The organism is Streptomyces sp. DI166, assembly GCF_900091315.1.
Classification (GTDB): domain Bacteria; phylum Actinomycetota; class Actinomycetes; order Streptomycetales; family Streptomycetaceae; genus Streptomyces; species Streptomyces fuscus.
Genome location: NZ_FLSP01000022.1, coordinates 78,555 through 98,677 on the forward strand (window position 1 = coordinate 78,555; position 20,123 = coordinate 98,677).

The 20,123-nt window shown below is 68.9% G+C and carries 6 protein-coding genes; all 6 read right to left on the reverse strand.

All coding sequences use genetic code 11. The features are described from left to right. Window positions 1-22: 22 nt before the first annotated feature. The 6 genes from GA0115233_RS13795 to GA0115233_RS13820 all read right to left on the reverse strand — a co-directional run bounded on the left by GA0115233_RS13795 (window position 23) and on the right by GA0115233_RS13820 (window position 20,082). On the reverse strand, window positions 23-1,765 hold the full coding sequence (locus tag GA0115233_RS13795) for a hypothetical protein (RefSeq protein WP_093720474.1): 1,743 nt from the start codon (window positions 1,763-1,765) through the stop codon (window positions 23-25). Then, a complete protein-coding gene (locus GA0115233_RS13800) occupies window positions 1,765-7,230 on the reverse strand; it encodes a DEAD/DEAH box helicase (RefSeq protein ID WP_255310174.1) in 5,466 nt (1,821 codons plus the stop codon). The genes GA0115233_RS13795 and GA0115233_RS13800 overlap by 1 nt, the downstream gene beginning before the upstream one ends. After that, complete coding sequence (locus GA0115233_RS13805) at window positions 7,227-8,219, reverse strand: hypothetical protein (RefSeq protein ID WP_093720475.1); 993 nt, start codon at window positions 8,217-8,219, stop codon at window positions 7,227-7,229. Before GA0115233_RS13805 ends, GA0115233_RS13800 begins: the two co-directional genes overlap by 4 nt. Continuing rightward, window positions 8,216-10,276, reverse strand: coding sequence for a hypothetical protein (locus tag GA0115233_RS13810; RefSeq protein WP_141689509.1), 2,061 nt, complete (start codon window positions 10,274-10,276; stop codon window positions 8,216-8,218). The genes GA0115233_RS13805 and GA0115233_RS13810 overlap by 4 nt, the downstream gene beginning before the upstream one ends. A 783-nt stretch (window positions 10,277-11,059) precedes the next feature. Beyond that, window positions 11,060-13,372, reverse strand: coding sequence for a UvrD-helicase domain-containing protein (locus GA0115233_RS13815; RefSeq protein WP_093720477.1), 2,313 nt, complete (start codon window positions 13,370-13,372; stop codon window positions 11,060-11,062). Further along, a complete protein-coding gene (locus GA0115233_RS13820) occupies window positions 13,369-20,082 on the reverse strand; it encodes a DEAD/DEAH box helicase (RefSeq protein ID WP_093720478.1) in 6,714 nt (2,237 codons plus the stop codon). The genes GA0115233_RS13815 and GA0115233_RS13820 overlap by 4 nt, the downstream gene beginning before the upstream one ends. Between the last annotated feature and the right edge of the window lie 41 nt (window positions 20,083-20,123).

Below are 20,123 nucleotides of genomic sequence, written 5' to 3' on the forward strand. Positions count from 1 at the left end.
TCGCCTTTACCGACTCCGTTGCTCACAATGTGCTGCTCTCTGGGTCTTCAAGGGCTGCGTTGTCTTCAGCAGCCAGGGAAAGGCGTTCTGTCGCCCTGGTGATTATTTCTCGGGCCGCCTCGGTGCGAGACCACGCGCGGTCGCTGTCCGTGGGCGGCGCGGTGAGCCTCTGTAGGGGCTCGGGCGGGAGTTCCAGCCGGTGGCTCGTGCCGGTGGGGTCCTTCCAGCGGTGCGGGGCGACCGGAACGGCAAACCGGGGTACTTCCTGCTGCTCCCGCTCGGCCTTCTCGATCATGTCCTTGGCGCCGTTGATCCGGACGCGGCCGCTGTCGTCGAGCTCCTTCCTCAGGGCGCGCCAGGCCTTCTTCCAGTCGTCCGCCCCGTCGGGCACGCCGAGCACCAAATACGGGTTGAGCGGCTGGTCGCGTTCTCCGAGGGGCCGGTCCTCCAGGAAGCTCCGATTCTTCCGCAGCATGGCCACGGCACCTCCGCCGAGTTGGTCCCGCACTGGGGGACGGCCTTCGGCATCCTGCTCCAGGAGTTTGAGGGACTCCGTCATCTCCTGGCCGGCGCGCAGGTAGGCATGGATGTTCTGGGCCTCCCAGCGCACCGGCTGTGAGTGGTGCCGAAGCCTCGCGGCCATGGTGAGCGCCGCCTTCCTCCGCTGTTCCGCCGTCTCGCCGTCCCCGCGGAGGAGGGCACGGTGCATCTGCCGCACGGCCCTGATCAGGGCCCGCACGCCGATCCAGCCGTTGAACCTTTTGCTGCTCCCGCTGCGTACACGGGGGTTGATCCGCTCCAGGAGGACCCACAGCCTCTCGTCGGCGACGAGGTCGTCCGGAATCTCTCCGGTCCGCCGCACCTCGCGCAGGGCATCGAGGAGCTTCTGTGTTGGTGGAAGGAGGTCGGTCCACTCCTCCGCGATGGCCTTGGCGTCGTTGGCCTGCAGTCTCACCAGCAGGCTCCAGTCCTGCGGCCAGTCACGGCCGGGTTCCGTTCCCGGGCCTGCCTCCCGGCGCTCCCGTTCCAGGGGCCAGGCCAGCAGGTCCATCTCCTCGTCGGTGAGGGACGCCGGGTCCAGGCGGGCACGGAAGTAGGCGGCACGGGAGGTGCCGTCGTGGTCGGGGACCGCGCCGATCCACTCCTCGTCGATGTAGTCGTCGAGGAGCGGCCGGGGGAGCTTCGCCAGGAGCGCCCTCTGGCGGGGGGCCGGCAGGTTGGTCTCCATCAGGCGACGGTCGTCCTGGTAGATCTGCCACATGCTGCCCGGCTCCCCCAGGAGCGGCAGCGGCTTGTCCTCCAGCAGGGCGCGGGCGCGGTCGTTGAGCCGGCCATTGAGGACGTCCAGCCCGTGGTCCTGTGCCATAAGGAGCAGGGAGACGCCCTTGACCGGGTCGTCCTGCCGGGTCGCTGCATCGGCCGCGGCCCGCGCCAGCTTCTGCGCGGAGAGCGTTCCGGTCTCCGCCTTCAGAGCGTCGGGCAGCATGATTTCGGCGAAGGGGCGGGCGCGCTCCCAAGCCTCCCGGTCGGCGAATCCATCGGGGACCGGCTGGGGCATGACCGGTTCCGGCTCCGGCTGCTTCTGCGGCGATAGGACCGGAGCAGGGCTGCTGGCAGCTTCCGCGAACTGCGGAGCTTCCCCAACGGTCCGGCCTTGGGCGCGGGCCTGGCGGAGGGCGAGGCGGCGGGCGATCTCCCGCTGCCGCAGCTCCTCCAGGCGGACCTGCTCGTTCTGGCCCGCTCCCCGTGGGATTCCTGCCGTCATCAGAGCTCCTCCGCGAAGATGTGCACCTGCTCGATCACCGCGGCAGGGGTCCGGTCCAGGCTGTAGGAGTCGGCGAAGGCGATCCTGGTGGCGAGGCCACCGGCACGGACCTCGTTACGTAGGGCCTGGAGCCGTTCGTTCCCGCACTCCTCGGTGGCGGACTCCAGCGGATGCTTGACGGCGACCGCGACGGGCTCGCCGGTGAAGTCCGAAGTGAAGAGCGCCACTGGTCCGGCAGGGGTCTCCTTGAGGCTGACGGTGGGCTCCTCGTCCGCCCAACCCTTTAGCAAGAGGGCGTGCTCGTTCGGATCGATCTGCAGTTTCCGGCCGCGCAGGGCGTCGGTCAGGTCGCGGGCGAGCCGCCAGTCGTACAGCGGGTGGAGGCGCATGTTGGAGTAGTCACGCAGGCAGGCGTAGCAGGAGCTGCGGCAGTTCCGGGCATGCTGGGCGGCCTCCAGGTCGTGCACGTAGCGATCGACCGCCTGGAGGAACTCCTCGATGTGTTTCTCCGAACCCAGGTGGGTGCTGAAGCCCGCGCCGTTGTCGAGGCTGTCCGCCAGGTAGGCCATGACGGGAGCGGCCACCGGCGCGTCCGAGCCGTGGATGCCGCTGAGGAGTTCCTCCGGCTGCACATCCAGGTGCGGGGCGGCGGCCCGGCGCAGCAGGGCCGCCAGCGAGTACCAGGCGGCACGCCGGCCGTGGTAGGCCTCGGGAAAGCCATCGATCTGCTGGGACTTCGAGATGTCGAAGCGGAGGCCCCGGTTCGCGTCGAGGGCGCCCTTGGCCCCGATGAAGAGCATGTCGGTGTGCTGGGTGGCGCCGAGGGCGATCTCCAGGTCGGCTTCTGCCTTGGGGTGGTCCAGAGCGAGGTATCCGCGCCACGGGCCGGTGTTCTTGACAAACCGGAAGAGCTTTCCGGCGTTGGTGTTGACGATGTAGCGGTCACCGCTGCCAGTGTGGACGACCATCCAGTCGTCGTCGGCACGGTGGATGCGCGGGGCGGTCTTTTCCAGGTCGGTGGCCGTCCGCGCGCTGGTGGCGTTGGAGCCGAGCTCCCGGTAGCCGTCGTAGTCCCGTGCTTCGCGGGCAGCCCGGAAGCCTGCGGGCTCCCGGAAGGGGACAGCCTTGTAGTACTTGCTCTCCGCGCCGCAGGCGGGGCAGGTGCCAGCGCTCCCGGTTTCCGGGTCGACGGCGGTCTGCGGGTCCACGTGGGAACAGATCCGGCACATGGCGACCAACTGTTCCGGTCCGAACGGGTCCTCGGCGGCCTGCACTCCGCGTCCGCTCGGGACGAGGGAGACCACTCCGCTGGAGCGGAGCAGACGGCCGTCCTGCGGGGTTTCGCTGCCTGGTGCGAACTTGCTGAGGGCGACGGCCAGGTCGCGGTTGACGGAGTCGGCCGGCGGCCAGGGGAAAGTCTTCTGCGGGATGCTCCGGTAGAGGAGACGGGAGCGGGTCGGGAATCCGAACATGGGCAGGAGACCCGCCTCTGCCAGACGCTGGCTGAGGTCGGAGTGGCCGACGGTCCGGGTTGCCACCTCGTCGATTTGGCCGAGGAGTTCGTCGATAGCGGCCACCGGATCGATGGCGGCGATGCTCTCCGGTGTGCCAGCCTGGAAGGCGGCGGCAGCGGCTCGGATGCGGTCCGGGTGTTCGGCGATCCAGTGGCGGACGGGACCGCGATGCATCGGCCAGTCGGCGGCAAGGCCGAACTGGCCGTGGACGTTGGTCGTCATGTCCGGCCCCTTTTGGCGGTCCTCCGGCTGCAGGGGCTCGAAGGCCTGGCGCAGAACCTCTCCCAGCAGGACCCGCCGGAAGACGGAGACCATGCCGAGGACCAGGTAGGGCGGCGGAGTCGGGTCGTTGGTGATGGCCTCTGGGCGGGCGAAGTAGTGCTCGTCGTGGCTGCGGCCGCGGCAGACGGTGAGGGCCACGGCAACCGGGCTGTTGCGTCGGCCTGCGCGCCCCACCCGCTGCTGGTAGTTGAAGCGGGTGGGCGGCATGTTGGCCATGATCACGGTGTTGAGGGGGCCGATGTCGACACCGGCCTCCATGGTGGTGGTTACGGAGAGCAGTTCCAGGCCGTCCGCCTGCGGGACGTCGTTGTCGCCGAGGAAGACGTCCTGGAAGAGGCTCTGCCGGCGCTGGGCCTCCAGCCGGTCCGTCTGGCCGGTCAGCTCTGCCGCGCGCAGGGGGAAGTCACCGGTGCGGTGGGCGGCCTTCCACGCGTAGTAGTCGTCTTCGAGGACTCCGCTGTACTGCTGGGGCACAGCAGGCAGCGGGGCCAGGCACTTGGTGCACAGCCCCGCACCCGGGTGAAGGTGCGGTCGATGGCAGGAACGGCACGTCCAGGTCTTGTTGTCACCAGGGCGGAGCGCCACCTTCTCCGGCTTGATGACGTAGTCGACCACAGCGTCCTTCCAGACGCCGAGCACCCGGTCCTCAACCGTCTTCAAATCGGTGCCATGGCGTTCGGCGACCTGCTTCCAGAAACGCTTCAGAGGCGCAGGCGGCCCCTGCAGAGAAGCACGTATCCGGGTGAAGCGCCGCATCAAGCCAAGAATCCGTAGGCTGGCACGCGCCACGGTCAGATCGCTGTCCGGGCCGATCTCCACAGGTGAGCGGTCGTCACGCAGGCAGAGCCAGCCGAGTCCGAGCGATTCGAAGTCACGGCCGCCGCCGGAGAAGAGGCTGCCGATGGTCTCGAGGCGGAGACGGGAGCGGACGCGGTTGAGCAGTTCCTCCTGTGCCTGGGTCTCCACCGCCGCTTCCCGGTCGCGCTCCCAGTTGTAGAGCGCGGTCCAGGGCTGTCCGGCCGAGGTCTGCTGGAGCGAGGCCGCGGGACCGGCGGGGTTGGTGCCGTACTTCAGCAGCATGCCTTCGAGGTTGGAGGCGAGATCGTCCAGCGAGGGCAGTTCGGCGAACTTCCGCTCCAGGTCGGGCAAGAGTTCCGGTTCCGCGTCGAGGTCGTCGGCGAGAATCGCCTTCAGGCGCCCCCAGTCCGCCGGGTTGCGGTCCCGCAGCCGTCCCATGGCGGCACGGGCGCCCACACGATCGACGGACTGCCCGGCGTAGTGTGCCTTCACCAGTTGAAGGTCTCCGAACGGATCCCCCTGGTTCTCGACGGCCTGGGCGCTGAGAAGGCGGAGAAGGTCCTGGTAGTGGCGCAGGGCAAGACCGCTGGCGAGCTCGGAGGCGTCGTCACGGCTGTCGGAGAAGGCGATCGCCTTGCGCCGGCCGTCGGGGAGGTGGCCGAGGGCTTCGGTCACCAGCACCTGGTTGATCTTGTAGAAACCGGTGCGCATTCGCCGGACCGGCGCGTTGCGCAGCCGATCAGGCGATTCCAGCGGGATGAAACGGCCGTCCCGGTCGTACTTGATCTCCCAGTCGTCGCCGCAGGCGGGGCAGCGGGTGGGGAAGGCCTGGAGCCGGGCCGGGTCGTAGGCCGGCTTCTTGTTCTCCTTGTCCAGGGGCACGGAGATGTGGAACGACCATCCGGTGTGCTGGACGTCCCGGTTCTCCAGGCGGCCGGTGGCGGGCTGGTAGGCGCTGCGGCGGAACTCGAACTCGACCTGCGGCCCGCCGTCGGACAGGCCCGCATGCCAGCCGGGGTCGTCAAGGCCAAGGCCCTTGGTGCGCGGCCAGTACACGACGTAGTTCGCCGCGGTGGGTGCGCCACTGGCCTCGTCGGGGAGCAGGTCCAGGTCCGGGAAATCGGTGTGGAGGGCCCCGGTGAACTTACGTCGCTGGGTGTCCTTGGGGCTGGCGTACCCGCCGAGCATGAGGTCGCCGCAGGCCTGGCAGGAGAGAAGTTCCAGTACGCGCGCGCCGCAGGTGCAGCGGGACGTGGGCTCGGCGAAGAGTCGGCCTACCCGGCGTTCGGGGCTGTGCTCCACGGGGATGTTGGGGCACTGCGGGTCGGAACAGGCCCAGATTCCCTCGATGTTCCGGAAGAAGAAGTGGGCGCGGAGCTGGGGGAGTTCGAGGTCCTGGGCGGAGCCGAGTATGCGCAGCACCCCGTGGAGTGCGTCCTGGCGCTGTTCCTCGGGGACGTCCGGAAAGAGGTTCTTCGCCAGTTCGGGGGCCGACAGAGCACGAGGCCTGCCGCCGGGAGTGAGTGCGCGCTGGAGCGCCGGGCCGAGGCGGGTCTCCCGGGCCAGGGCGATGGCTTCGTCCTGGGTGACGGGGGCCTTCGCAGCCTGCGCGAGGCGTTCGGTGTGGGCGGTCAGGCTGCCCTCGCCGTGTTTCTCCTTCGCCTTTCCGGGGATGATCACGCGCCGGGATCCGGGCAGGGCGAAGAACCCGTCGAGGAAGTCGTCGTCCCGGCCGGCCTCCAAGGAGGCGGAGGCGGCGAGCACACGCAGCTTCTCGGGGCTCTCGTCGAGGCCGAGCCGGTGGCGGAGGTTGCGCAGCAGGTAGGCCACCTCGGTGCCGGCCGTACCGCGGTACATGTGGAGCTCGTCGAGGATCAGGGTGAAGCGGGCGCTCGGTGTTTCCTCCAGCCACTTCCTCGTGGCGCTGAAGATGTGCTCCTCCTGCTTGCGGAGCAGCATGATGTTCAGCATCGAGTAGTTGGTGACCATGATGTCCGGCGGCGCAGCCTGCATGTCCCAGCGGGCGTGCATCTCCGCTGCGCCGAGTCGCGCGATGAAGGGCTGCAGCTCCTCGTCGAGCTTCTCGTCGGCCTTGCGCTGCCGTTCCTGGACCTCCCGCAGGTACTGCCGCAAGCGAAAGTTCGCCGGCTCGGAATCGCGGCTGCCGGAGACGGGAGTGGCTCCGGTGTAGCGGCCGAAGTAGAAGCGGTGTCCGTTACGCTTCCGGTCCAGCCATGCGTGGGCCTCGCGACTGTCCAGCGACTTCCGGAGCCGGACCAGCTGGTCGTCGGCGAGGGCGTTGGTGGGATAGAGGATCAGCACGCGCATGGCGGCAGGGTGCCCGTGCTCGTTCTGTCGGCTGGGCTCGTAGGCCCCGTCTCCCTGCCACCATTCCCGCTGCACCGCACGGGTGCCCTGCCAGTGGGCGGACTCGGCGACCAGGTCGGCGAGGACCGGCAGCAGGAAGGACTCCGTCTTTCCGGAACCGGTGCCTGCGGTGACCACGAAGTCCTTGCCCGCGCAGGCGGTAACCAGGGCTTCGTGCTGATGCTGGTAGAGGCTGGTCACACCGTCGGGGAGCGTGAACCGGGCGAACTCGGCCGCGTCGGGGTGCGCCCCTGCTTCGGCAAAGGAGTCCGCGATGCTGACGCCCCGGGAGGCGTACTGCGGGCGCAGCTCGATCAGCGGGTCACGCCAGGCCCCGTTGTCCCGGTCCAGGAGATTGCGCCGTTCCTCCATGACGGAACGATCATCGACGCCGAACGGGGTGTCGTAGTAGCGGAAGAGCGCGCTGCGCAGGTCGTCGAATGTGCCCATGACGTCCTGGACATCGGTGTTCGTCACCGCCGCCGTGTGCTGTTCGACGCTCACTTGGTCCTCCCGCCGGTGGCCGCCACCAGTCGCGGCATGATCTCCAGGTTCTGCTGCAGCGAGGCCGCGATCGCCTCGGCGAGCGCCCTCGGCACGTTGTCGTACGCGCGGGTCTGCGTCTGCTTGCCCGCTGAGGGCGGGAAGCCGCTGCACAGGACGGCCGCGCGCTCGTGCAGGGCGGGCAGGGGCGCGTACCGGTCGACGAAGAGTCGGCCGATGCCGGCACGGCCCTTGCCGGATTCCGGCCGCCAGCGCATCACGCCAGTGCGGTGTCGGGCGAGCTCCAGGAAGATACCCGTCTCGCGTTCCACTGCATGGAAGACGCCGTTGCGGCGGACGCGGGTCAGGCGTGCGTAGTCGGCTCCGCGCCACCGGTACAGGCCGTCCTCGTCGTCCCTCTCCACGGGGACGAACTGATGGAGGCGCAGCTCGTACTTCTCAAGCGTGTTGACGGTGCTCCCACCTGGCGGTGCGGACTCGGGGCCCAGCGCCGCCTGCGGAAGCAGCTCCGTCAACTGCAGGGCGGCGCAGGGCACATAACGGGTCCCGAGGAACTCCGCGGCTTCCTGCAGGGCCCGCAGGTCCTCGTACTGGAACAGGAGGGTGTCGGGCAGCGGCGCCTCACCGGCCTCCGGCCGGTGAGAGACGGTGATCAGCTCCATCCACTCCTGCGCCGCCTCCTCGACGCGCGCGCTGATCCGCGCGGTGCGCGCGCCGGTCAGCAACGCGAGGCCGTCGGCGTGGGGCAGCCTGGTCAGCACCGGCGGGGCCACCGACCAGCGGTCGGCGCGCAGGTCCACGTCGATGAAGCCGAGGGCAGCGGCCTTGCGCATCCAGTCCCAGTCGGCGTACTCCTTCAGCTCCAGGCCCCATGCCTGGGCCTGACTGCGGACCCCGTCGCGCAGTACGGACGCCTTGCCACTGCGGCTCTCGCTCAGCCAGCGGAGAAGGATCCCACCGAACGCGTTCGTGCCGATCGGTCCCGTCATCGGTCCAGCTCCTTCGCGGCCTGCACGTACGCGGCCCACGAGGGCTCGACGGACGCTTGCTGGGCGTTGAGGACAGCGCGGGCCCACGCTCGCGGGTTGCCGGCGCTCTTCGGCTTCGGCGTTCCGGGGTTCACCGGGCGGCCCTTCCAGCGCCCGCTCCGGCGCTCCAGGAGCCAGCCGCCGATGCCGTGGAAGTCGGCCTCGAAGCGGAGCGGGGCGGGGGTGTCGGGGAGACGCTCCGTCCACCAGCCCGGTTGCTCCGGGGCCTCGAACGTCCACAGCCGTCCGTCGGCCGCCGCGAACAACACCTCGTCCGCGTCCCGACGGCACAGCTCCATGACGGCTGCCGCGTCCTGGGTCGTGGCACCCGTGAAGTCGGCGCCGGTGATACCGGTCGGCAGGGCCTGCTCGACAAGGAGGGAGGGCGATTCCGAGGCCTTGCCGTCCACGACGGTGAAGCCGCAGACCTTGGTCATCTTCGGCTCGACGACGGCTTGGTCCGCGGTGGCGAAGTCGATCTCCACGCCTGAATAGCTCACCGTGTGGCGGCCCGGCTCCAGCCGGAGCACTGCCAGGGGGACAGAGCGGCCCGCGGCAACCGCCTTCCTGAGCTCGGGTCGTTCCTTTCCGTCGACCAGGAGGGTTCCCGTGCCCTCCGTGGCATCCGGGAGGACCACCTGGGGCTCGCCTCCCCGCAGATACAAGTGGGAATCGAGCGACGGTGCGAGCTTCAGTCCTCCCTCAAGGCGGAGTTTGAACTGGGCCGGGGGCTGCAGGAGGCCGACGGCGCCCTGGACCTCCTGGAGCGCCCGTCGCAGGGTGACCGCGTTGTCGAAGGTGACAGGCTTGTGCATGGACCAGCCCTGCGGCACCCAGGCCAGCTTGCTGGTGTCGGCGCTCCGGCCCGTAGTCGCGGCCTTGTCCAGCAGCCGCTGCACGTCCCGCTGCGCGGTCGGGGCGGCGAGCACCACGTGTGCCTCTCCTGGGTGAAAGCCGTCGGTGCCGGCCCAGATGCCGAGCACGTCGTCCCGTGCGAGCACCAGGACGGAGGAGGAGGGGCGACTGAGCACCAGGTTGCCCCCGTCGCGTCGGATGCCGCTAGTGAGGGTGTCCGCACTTGGGGCGGGCAGACCGGTCACCTCATAGTAGGCGGTGTCGCCAAGCTGCTCGAGGACGACGCCATCCTCAAGCTCGATGCACTTCTTCTGCTCCGCGGACCGCAGGCGTGCCACCCAGCTGAGACGGCCCGCGTCCAGCCGCACCAGGAGTTCGGCCCGGGTGACACCAGTGGGCACCAGGTCGTCCGAACCGTCCCAGGAAGCAGCGTAGTTGCCGATCAGCTTGGCGAGGAAGGGGCGCAATTCCTCCTCCTGCAGAGCGTTGCGGAAGCCCTTGGAAAGGTGCTGCTCCATGCCCCGGATCTCGATCTGGGCCAGCAGCGTCTCCCCCGGCAGCGGCCAGGTCGTGCCGTGCTCCCGCAACGACCGGAAGAACTTCGGCATGAAGGACCGGTCCGCGCCACTGAGGAGCGCCTGGGACTGAGCAAACCCGATCATGCTGCGGTTGGAGGGCAAATCAGCAGGGGCGGGAATGGTACAGAGACCCCGTGCGCCCCTCTGGCTGAACTGCCAGGAGGCCAGCACCTGCCACATACGAGAGATGGGCTCGTAGTGCTGGCTGCCCAGTTGCTTCTCGTCGCCGGTCAGCAGCTCGGAGAAGCGGGCGTGGTAGGCAGTGGCCCGGTGGTTCCGGTCGTTCACCATCCGGGACGCGGCCATCACTGAGCAGGCCAGCAGCGGCAGGAAGGCGGGCACGCCCTCCTTGTCCTGCTGTCGCTTGCGCCAGCGGTAGCCCTCGATCGCGCTGTACGGTTCCGCGGTCCCCAACCGCAGGAACTTGCCCACACACTGGGCGAGAGGCTCCTCTATGCCGTATCCGTGCCTGAGCTCCTGCTCCACGTCGTCGTCAACGTAGAACAACGTCGGGTGGCCGGCGTGCTGCCGTCCGAAGAACTCCTCGGCCAGCATTTCCTGCCACGCCTCATAAGAATGGTCCACTCTGTCCCCAAAAGAGAGGTTCCGATGCCCTGTTCGTGAAATCCCTCCCCGGGCATGGAACGGTCCTCCGCGTCACACTAGAGCCCGCCACCGACAACGGGCTGCTGCCGAACGCACCCTCGGGGCGCCGTCCCCGTCGGCCGTGCAGCCTTGACCGTCACCGCTCGGCGCAACTTAACGGCGCGCAACACGCAAAGACGTATCCGTCCCTGGCGTCGTCCACGTCGAGCCACGCCCACTTACGGCGCACGAGAGCGCCGCCTCCCGTGCGATCCCGCGATCTTCGCCGCTGCTCCGCCCTGGCCAGACGTGCCTTCTTCTCGCCAATTGCGGCCTGCCGACAGGGCCCGCTTCCCCCCATTGCGTCGTACACGCAGGCAGGTTAGCTGAATCCACCAACAAGCTTCACAGGGCCTCCATATCGGGAATGCCTGACGGGGCGCTATATGCGCGTATCATTGCCTTTTTCGGCTACTCGCATTCAACAGCACGCTGCCGGACCAGGCTCGACCGACCCGCCCACGCCCCCGTCCCCTCTCTCGGACCGCGGCTGGCCGACGCTGTTCCACGCAGCGGCCGCGATCAGTCCGCTGCTCGTGGGCAATCCCATGAAGTCCACCATCGAAAAGGCGATGGACGACCCTGGGCTGCCGCCCACGTCGCTGAACCTCCGGCGCCCAGCCGCTGATGTAGGTAGCAAGTCTTACGAGTCTCGGCTGACCCAGTTCCGTGGAGTCCCCTGCCTCCGTGGCGATGGTTGCAGCGACACAGAGTCGCCCCCGTCTACAAGGGCAGGAATGGGCTGGGCCTGCCGTGCCACGAGATGCGCAACGCGTCGCGGGCTCGGGTGGTGGCAACGAAGAGCTGGTTGCGGCTCTTCTTGAGTTCGCGTTCGTACCGCTTGGGGTCGGTCGTCTCGTACTTCTCGACGACAGCGCTGCGCGGCAGGATGCCGTCGCTCGCGCCGATGACGGCGAGCTTCTGGTACTCAAGTCCCTTGAAACGGTGCATCGTTCCGATGTGGACCTCGCCGCCACCTTGCGGGCCGTCCTTGGTGAGGGTCGCTGTGGTGATGCCGTGCTTCGTCTCCAGGTCGGCGGCGACCCGGCCTGCCATGTCACCGTCGGCGACGCAGACGGCCATGGTGCCGCTCGGATCGCGTACGGTGCCATCCTTGCCGGGCTGGGTGATGTCTGCGCGCCACTGCTTGAGAGCCTCGGCGAGCTGAGTGATCTCGTCGGTCCAGTCGGCGCAGGCGACGTACTCGGGGGCTGGGCCGTGCAGCAGGGAGTGGTAACCGTCGAGGGTGTCGGTGCCGTCGTCGAGGTCGTCGTAGGTGCCCCCGCGGACAACCTTGGCGGCCTGGTCGAGGATCTCCTGGGTGGTGCGATAGCTCAGCGTCAGTTTCGAGGAGCGGCCACCGCGGATGTTGATGCCGACGGTGGAAAGGGTGACTTGCCGGTCGTAGATCCGCTGGTGGGTGTCGCTGGCGATGAACAGGTCGTCAGGGCCGGAGGCGACCATGGCGCGCAGCATCTTCCAGTGGGCGGGGCTGAGGTCCTGGGCCTCGTCGACGACGATGTGACGGTAGCGATGACGCAGGTAGCGCATCGCGGAGCTGTTGTCGTCGAGGTGGGCCAGGTCGCCACCGCCGATGTCCGTCTTGCGCTCGGCCCGCGTCTGGATCTTGCGGGCGCGTTCCATCTCGTACCGCGCCGCACGCTCGGCAGCCTGAGCCCAGGTCTCCCGGCCCATGCCGTTGAGGCGCAGGGCGAACTGCTCGAGCAGTTTCCAGACGACGGCGCGTTCGGGGCGGCTGAGGGCGCGGCCCATACCGGCACGACGGGCCTTGAAGTACTCCTGACGGGTACCGAGGGACTGTCCCAGGACGATCTGCTCCCATTCGTCGAAAAGGAATTCGGCGTCCCAACGCTGCTCGTCGTGTTCGAAGAGGACCTCGCGCAGCACGTCCAGCGCCCGGTCGTCGGTGATCAAGCTGCGCTGTGCGCCGGGCGCGGTGTTCTCATTGAGGACGCTCTGGGCGAGCTGGTCGATGTGCTTGATGTCCACGCGACCGAGCAGCGCCGGGTCCATGAGCGAGGTGAGTCGGGAGCGCAGGTCGGCAGTGAGGTTCTTGGTGTACGTGGTCAGCAGGATCGGCTTGCCGTGGCCGGGCGGCAGGGCTGCCGCGAGGCGGGCAACCCGGTGCAGGGCAACAATGGTCTTGCCGGTGCCGGGGCCGCCGCTGACCCGGCCGGGGCCGCTGTAGTTCCGTTCGACGATCTTGCGCTGGGTGGGGTGGAGGTAGACCTTCCAGGCTCGGAAGTCGCCCTCGGCCAGCACGTTGCGGATGTCGTCGTCGACCGTGGTGACCGCGGTACGGGTGAGGGCCGCCGCCATGTCGTCCTCGAAGCCCGGTTCGAGCTCGGTGGAGGCAGGTTGGGTGATCTCGCGCTCGACCTCGTCGACGGACATGCCGGAGCCGAGGCCGGTGAGGACCTCGGCAGTCAGGCGCGGGGCGCCGGCGATGAGCTGGTCGAGTTCCTCATCGGTCGTGACGGCGAGGGCCGGGCCAATGAGGGCGTCGGCGACACCAAGCCGACGCAGGTCCTCGGGGGTGCAGCCGACGAGGAGCGGTTCGGCGGGGACGGCCGACTGCTGTGTCACGACGGGGACGGGCGTGGGCTCGGCCGGTGCGGTGTGCTCTTCCTGGGCCGGCGTGAGCTGGAGGCCCACGCGCTGGAGGACGCTCTGGCCGACGACGCCGAGGTCGACGAACTCGATCTCGCCGGTGATCCGGTTGATGGCGACGGTGAGTTCTTCGTAGACGTCCTTGCGGTGGCGGACGGCAACGATCAGCCATTGCTGGACGCCATCGGCGCCGACCCCTGCCCGGGCCAGCAACGCCCGGTACGAACGGTCGATCTTGGCGCGGAAGATCCGGCCGTCGCCCTTGAGAGGCTTGAGGTCGAGGCTGGGGTGATCGGGGTCAAGACGGAACTGGTGGCAGAAGTCGTAGAACTTCGTCTTGACCGACGAGTCCATCTTGTAGAGCTCGTTCTCGGCCTTCTGGTAGAGGCTCAGGCGTGCGGTCATCGTGCGGCACTCTGTTCTTCGGAGTCGGGACGGGCAGTGGCGTCGGGGAGCACGCCCAGCAGAGCATCAAGATCGGCGAGCCAGTCGTCGGCCGAGCGGATGGTGAACCCGGCGTCACGATAGGCGCTCCAGGTTTTGTTGCTCTCCTCGTCCTCCTGGTCGTACGGCTCGGCCATGACGGCGATCCGCGGGGTGCCGTGGTCCCAGACGAAGTCGGCGAGCCAGCCGCGTTCGCCGAGCTCGTAGCCGTAAGCGGGGGCCTTCTTGCCGCCGTCGGCCAAGACGTGGGCGAGGCGGGTGAGGGGGGAGTCGGGGTCGTCCTCGTCGAGGTATTCGAGGATCTCCCGGTCCCACAGCAGATCCCGCACCGCAGCTTCGAGAGGAGTCTCGTTGGAGACTTCCGCGGGTACGGGCTGCGGTGCAGGTGTCCCGGTGCCATACCGCACGACGAGGGATTCGAGTTCACCGAGGCCGCCGAAGGCCTTGAAGACCGAGATGTCGAAGCCTGCTGCGGTGGCTGTGGTGAGTTGAATGCCGTCGCCGCCGTCGTGGGCAAGGAACTGCAGGATGTTGGACCACTGGAGCCAGGAGCGCCAGCGCGCCTTGTGTTCGGGCGTGCCGAGCTGGTCGTGTGCGGAGTCGTCAAGGCAGGCCAGGGCGGACCAGTGGCCGGTGGCCGCATCGACGAGGAAGGCGACAGGGAGACCGGACTGGTCGCAGGTCTGGAACAGGTTGAGTGTGCCAGTGCCCTGGACGGGCGCCGGGTCGATGCCGTCGGTGCGGCCCCAAGCCTCGAGGAGCCCGCTGAGCGTCTGACGCGTCTGGTCGGGCGTGCCGTTGCCGACGAGGATCTCCTGGCCGGTTCCGAGGAGCCCGCCGACCATGGCTGATGCCCGCTTGCCCCAGGCCGCGTCGTCCGAGCTGCGCAGGTAGGCGAGGAGCATGGTCATCGGGTCGGTGAAGGCGGTGGTCGCGAGGTCGTCGCCGCCACGGTCGGCGTAGAGCTGCTTGGCGAGGTCCTGGGCACTTCGTGGGTACGGCGGCCACACCGGCTCGGCCGCCTCTCGCCCCGCGCCGGACTCGGCCGTGTTCGTCTGCCGCTCGAAGGCGTCGAGGTCGTCCCAGGTGAGCTGGAAGACGGTGCGCCCCTCGGCCCGGAGCCGGTTGCGCTTGTCGGCATCGCCGGCGAGCCGGTTGTGCCGACGGGAGGCGTGAAAGCGATGACCGTCGAGGTAGACGGTGATCTTCTGCTTGGGACCGTCGACGCGTTCGAAGGTGAAGTCGGTACGGGTGTAACCCTCGTTGCGCTGGGTGGTCAGACGCCAGCCGTGCACGGTGCCGACTTCGTCGAGACGCAGATAGGCGCTGTTGTCGCCGCTCTCCTCCAGCACAGCGTCGCCGCGCTGTCCGGCCCACCCGCGCAGGGCCTTGAGGAAGCGTGCCTCCAGATCGGATTCGACCTGGCCGTCCAGACCGATCTGATCGGTGTTGCCGACCTTCTTGGTGTCCCAGGCGTCGGTGTCCGTGCCCAGGAGTTCGTCGAGGATCTCCAGGGCGGCCTGGCGGGAGACGCGCTCGATGTACTGCTCGTCGGCGTAGAGGTACAGACAGCGGTGGCAAGCCGGCCCGCCCTCCTCGTTGCAGGGGCACTCCACGAGCAACCGGCGCGCGCCCTCCAGCACCTGACGGAAAGCGGCAGGGTCGGTGAGCCGGTCGAGGTAGCCGGTGCCGTGCGGGAGACGGTCGTACAGGACGAGGAAGTGCCGCTTCTCCGTGGTGTCGCGGTCCGGCATGGTGGCGAGGGTAGTGGCGAGGTGTTGAGGGTCGCCGCCGAAGGCGCCGTCCACGCCCAGGCGCAGGGCCGCCTGGAAGGAGTGGACCTTCTCCTCGACGAGGACGGTCGCGGCCGGCAGCAGGATGCGCAGTGCTTCGGTCTCCAGCTCATGGGCGAGCAGGACCGGTTCCTGAGGTACGCCCTTCTTGCCGCGCCGCAGCGGGCACCAGGGGGTGTGGTGCTTGAGTTCGCGCTGGCGGTTGGCGGAGTTGTCGACGGCGTCCCGGTCGTCGTCGAAGACCGGTCGTCCGTCTGCGCTCGCGGCTCCGCAGGCGGTGCACACATGGAAGGGGGCGATGCGCACCGGCTTCCCGGCGAGCTGGTCGTTCTCTTGGGCGCCGATGCTGAGCGGTCCGGTGTTGATCCGGCGGATGACGGCCCGGCGGGTGTAGTCGACGCCGAAGATCTCTTTGGTGTGCCGCCAGGATTTGCCCTTGACGAAGTGGTCGGGATGGATGTCGACCATGTCGATGACGGTGTAGAAGCGGCGGTCGCGGTCGTCGCTCTCGTCGCCGATCCTGGCGTCCTCCCGCTTGTCACGGGCCGTCACGACACTGGGCTGGATGATCTGCCACAGGCTGCCGGAGTCGGCGATGCCCGTCTCCCCGCAGCGCGGGCAGGGCGTGATGTCGTTCTCGGCGTTCTCGGTGCGGACGTAGCCGCACGAGGGGCAGAAGCGCCAGTGGCGCCAGTCCTGGTCCCGGCCGGTGACGATGTCGATGCCGGTGATCCGGTGCTTGTAGCCCTCGGCGTAGAAGGTGTTGCCAGGGGCGAGTTCGGACAGGGCGAAGCCGCGCGGTCGCCCGTAGGAGAACGGCTTCGACTTGTAGCGGGGCCGGCCCTCGGGCGTGGTGCCCTCGGGCCAGAAGACGGTCGCGTCGAGGGTGGTCGTGGCGTCGATGAGGGCGTAGTTGGGCAGCAGGCCGAGGTCGCAAAGCACGGTCTGCGAGGGCTGACGCTGGCGCGTAGCACCCTGGTTGGAGATGGCGCCGAGCTCGGCCTCCAACTCCGCCTTCGTGCTCGCCTGTTCGTCGTCGCCGTCCTTGAGCTCGTCGATCGCGGCACGGATCGTACGGATACGGGTGCGCAGCTTCTGGTTCTCGCGCTCCCACTCCCGCTCGGCCTTCTCGATCGCGCTCCGGATGCCGCGAACCGCGTACTTCTCCAGCTCCGCCTTGGCGGTGTCGCTCACGCCGGTCGGGAACAGGGCGAGGAAGTCGGCGACCAGTTCCTCGCCGTGGGCGAGGGCGGCGTCGGTGAAGTCGGCGAGGTAGCCGGAGGGGCCGAAGAGCTCGTCGACCCGGCGTGACAGCGCGGCCAGCGGCCTGCCGTCCTCGCGCAGCAGCCGTCCCCGCGCAGCGAGATCGAGGAGGTGGGCGGTGTACTGGCGGCGAAGGATCTCGATGGCCGACAGATACGAGCCCGGTGGCACGATCCGCCCGTCGATCATGTCCCGTGGCCGGTCGAGGAAGTACAGGTCGCGGCGCTTGCGGTCGGGGATGGTCAGCAGGAAGGCGTTGCCGGTACGGCGACCGGCACGGCCCGCCTGCTGGGCGTAGTTGGCCGGACGGCGCGGCAAGGCACCGAGGACGACGGCGGACAGGTCGCCAATGTCGATGCCCATCTCCAGGGTGGGCGTACAGGACAGCACGTTGGGGTCGTTGAATCCCTCGCCGTTACGGAAGGCGTCCTCGACGCGTTCGCGCTTGCCGCGGGAGAGCAGACCGGTGTGCTCGGCGGTAATGACCTGGTAGGTGCCGGCTCGCCGGTACAGGCTGCGGTAGTAGTCGTCGCGGTAGTCGCGGTCCCGGTCGTGCCGGTCCACGGTCTCCAGCCATCTATCACCAGCGACCAGGCGCCCCTTCGCGCAGCGGTACGCCTGGCAGGGTTGCCCGTGGTACTGGGCCAGCAGCGAGGGGTGGACGGTCTGCTCCCAGAAGCACTTCGGGCAGCGCACATATGCCTCGTTGACCTGGGCGTTGGTCAGCAGCTGCAGCCGGATGGCGCCGGGTTGAAGGCCGTACAGGCGGGCGGCCGTGTCGCTCGGGGTGCGCGCCGCGAGCAGCCCTGCGTCGGTGAGCCGGGGCAGCAGCCGGACCCAGAACTCGTCGGCCTGCTCACGGGTCATGTCGAGGCAGCGCTGGGCCCAGGTCTGATACCAGGACAGACGTCCGGCCGCGAAGTCGAACTCGCTGCTCGGCTTGGGCCGCGCCAGCAGGAAGCTCGGTGCGGAGACCCCCTTGGGGAAGGCCTTCATACCGCGCGGGCGTCCTCCCCAGATGAAGTAGCGGCTGGTGCCCGCCTCGTCGAGGAACTTCTCCAGCCACCGGTGCCCGACCGCACCTCGCGTACGCAGCCGCTCCAACAGGCCGCGCAGGAAGGCCAGATAGCGCTCGTCGTCGTGTTCGGTGAGGGTCAACCCGCGGTGGGCGGCCTCCTCATGAGCGGCGCGCACGAGCGCCACGGCCGCCTGCTCGTCGGGGATGTCCACCCAGGCGGCTGCGGTTCGGGTCAGTTCGAGGGTACGGCCGTTGCGGGAGCGGTGGCCGAACTCCATCACGGCCTCGAATGCGAACCGTTCGCCGATCAGGTCCCAGGTCTTCTTGTCCCCGCCGCGCCCCTTGCCTGACAGCAGACGCGCCACACCCGTGTCGTCGTGCAGGTCCGGCGGGACGACGGCGGCGAGCGTCTCCCGGTCGGTGGTGGCCGCGACGACATCGGCGACAAGGTCGTTGAGGGCACTGGGCCGCTGCTCGCTCAGATGCTTGGCGAACAGGGCCCGCAGGGAGAAGGTGTACGAGCGGGAGGCGACGAAACCGGCCCGGTGCGCGGCGTCCTGCACCGAGTCGTTGAACATCAGCGTCTTCGTCTCACGCTGCTTCTTGTCCATCTCCCCGCCGGTGAACAACTGGGTGACGGAGGCGGCGGCGAGAGCAGCGGCACCCGTACCGACGAAGCGGATCGCGTTGTGCGTGCCGCAAGCTGGGCACCAGTCGTCCTTGGCGGCGCGCTCCGCCGTGTCGCCGAGCTGGACGAGCACGAAGGCAGAGTCGGGGCCGGCGGGCGCCGGATTGCCCTCGTCGTCGTAGTCGCCCTGGGGGTCGGGAAGACGCAGCCGTTGGGACAGACCATCGAGCACCATGAGCACGCCCGCGCCGCCGGTGGTCAGCGATCTCTGCGCTGCCGGGTCCATGGCGGTACGGCCGTTGCCCTCACGGGCCTCGTTGTCGGTGGCCGCCACCAGGGTGCGCACCTTGGCCTTCTCGGCGGTGACGGTGGCCCGTCGGATCTTGTGGGCCTCGAAGTTCAGCTCCTCGAAGTCCGACTCGGGGGCGAGGACCGACCATCCAGAACGCCCGCACTCGCGGCAGTAAACCGCGGGCAGGAAGACCTTGGTGTCGCGGGAGGTAGTGGTGTCCGGCGTCGTACGCGACTGGCTCTGCGCCCCTGCCGTGTCCCACGCGAACTCGGCCTTCGGCCACGGCAGTACGCCACGCAGCATGCGGGTGACGGACCGCGCCCACTGGTGCACCTCGACCTGGACGAAGGGACGGCTGATCGCGGCCGGCGTGTCAGGGTTACGCGCCACGGACAGCAGCGCGACAAAGCGGGCGAGTGCCAGCGCAGCGAGCTGGGGCCGTGTCGTGATCGCCTCGTCCCAGCTCTTCGCCCCACTGCGGCGCATCACGTCGAGGACCTCGTCGTAGGTGCGCACAGTGCCGTCGAAGGCGTTCAGGACCGCGTACGTAAGCCGGTTGCGCTTCAGTGCCGCGCCGAGGGCGACCGGATCGGTGATCCGGCTTCCGGTGACTGCCTCGGCCAGGTCCGTGAGAGCTTCGGCGCCGGAGGCCGGGTCCGGCAGGGCGGTCAGCGTCTCGGGGGGCGTGGCCTGACCAGGGAGGAATCTCGCGTCAGGGATCGACTCGTCCACGCCCAGGATGAACTCGTCGACCGTCAGCCGGTCCTCGCCAACGATCGCGTCCTCGGTGAACTCCGCGCCGAAGACGTTGGTGGCCACGGACAGGAGTTGCTGTACCCCGTCCTCATCGGTGCCGGAGGCGAGGGTCGCGGAGGTGGCGACGGGGGTGATCGAGCCGAGCGGCTTACCAGGCTGGTTGGCATCGACGGCGATAGCGAGGCGGCGCAGCAGCATGGCGACGTCAGTGCCCTGTGCGCCGTCGTAGGTGTGGAACTCGTCGACGACCACGAAGCGGATGTCGCTGTCGTCCCACAGCGGTGCGTCGGCGGCACGCTGGAGCAGCAGGTCGAGCATCTTGTAGTTGGTGATCAGGATGTCCGGCGGGGACAGCTGCATGTCCTGGCGGCGGGTGTAAACCCGGTCGTAGTGCGTCGCCGCCTTCTCCCCGATGTAGAGGCCAGCGCGGACACCGCTCAACTCATCGTAATCGGTGAGCAGATCGTTGATCCGGACCGCCTGGTCGGTGGCCAGGGCGTTCATCGGGTACAGGAAGACCGCCTTGACCCCGTTGTTCCCGGCCGCGCGCTCGCGGGCGCAGTGATCGAGCACGGGGTACAGGAACGACTCGGTCTTGCCGGAACCTGTGCCTGTCGTGACGAGCGTGGGCTGAGGTGTGTGGCCGTCCTTGGAGGTGAGCCGGGCGAAGGCGCGGGCCTGGTGAGCGTACGGCGTCCAGCCGTCAGTACGGACCCAGTCCAGGTGCTGCTGCCAGCCGTCGTCGGCCGGGGTGAAGGGGGTACGCAGGCGGAGGTATGGTCCGCGGAACATACCCGTCGTCTCGTCCCCGAGGAAGGCGTTCAGCGCCTTACGGGCGCCCTCGTCCGCGAGACCGTACGTCGTGGACAGGTACTGGAGCAGGCTCTCCTTGAGTCCCTGTGCTTCGAGGGTCGGCCTCACTGGGTCGGGACCTCCATCTTCTCCGGGTCCCACAGCCCCTT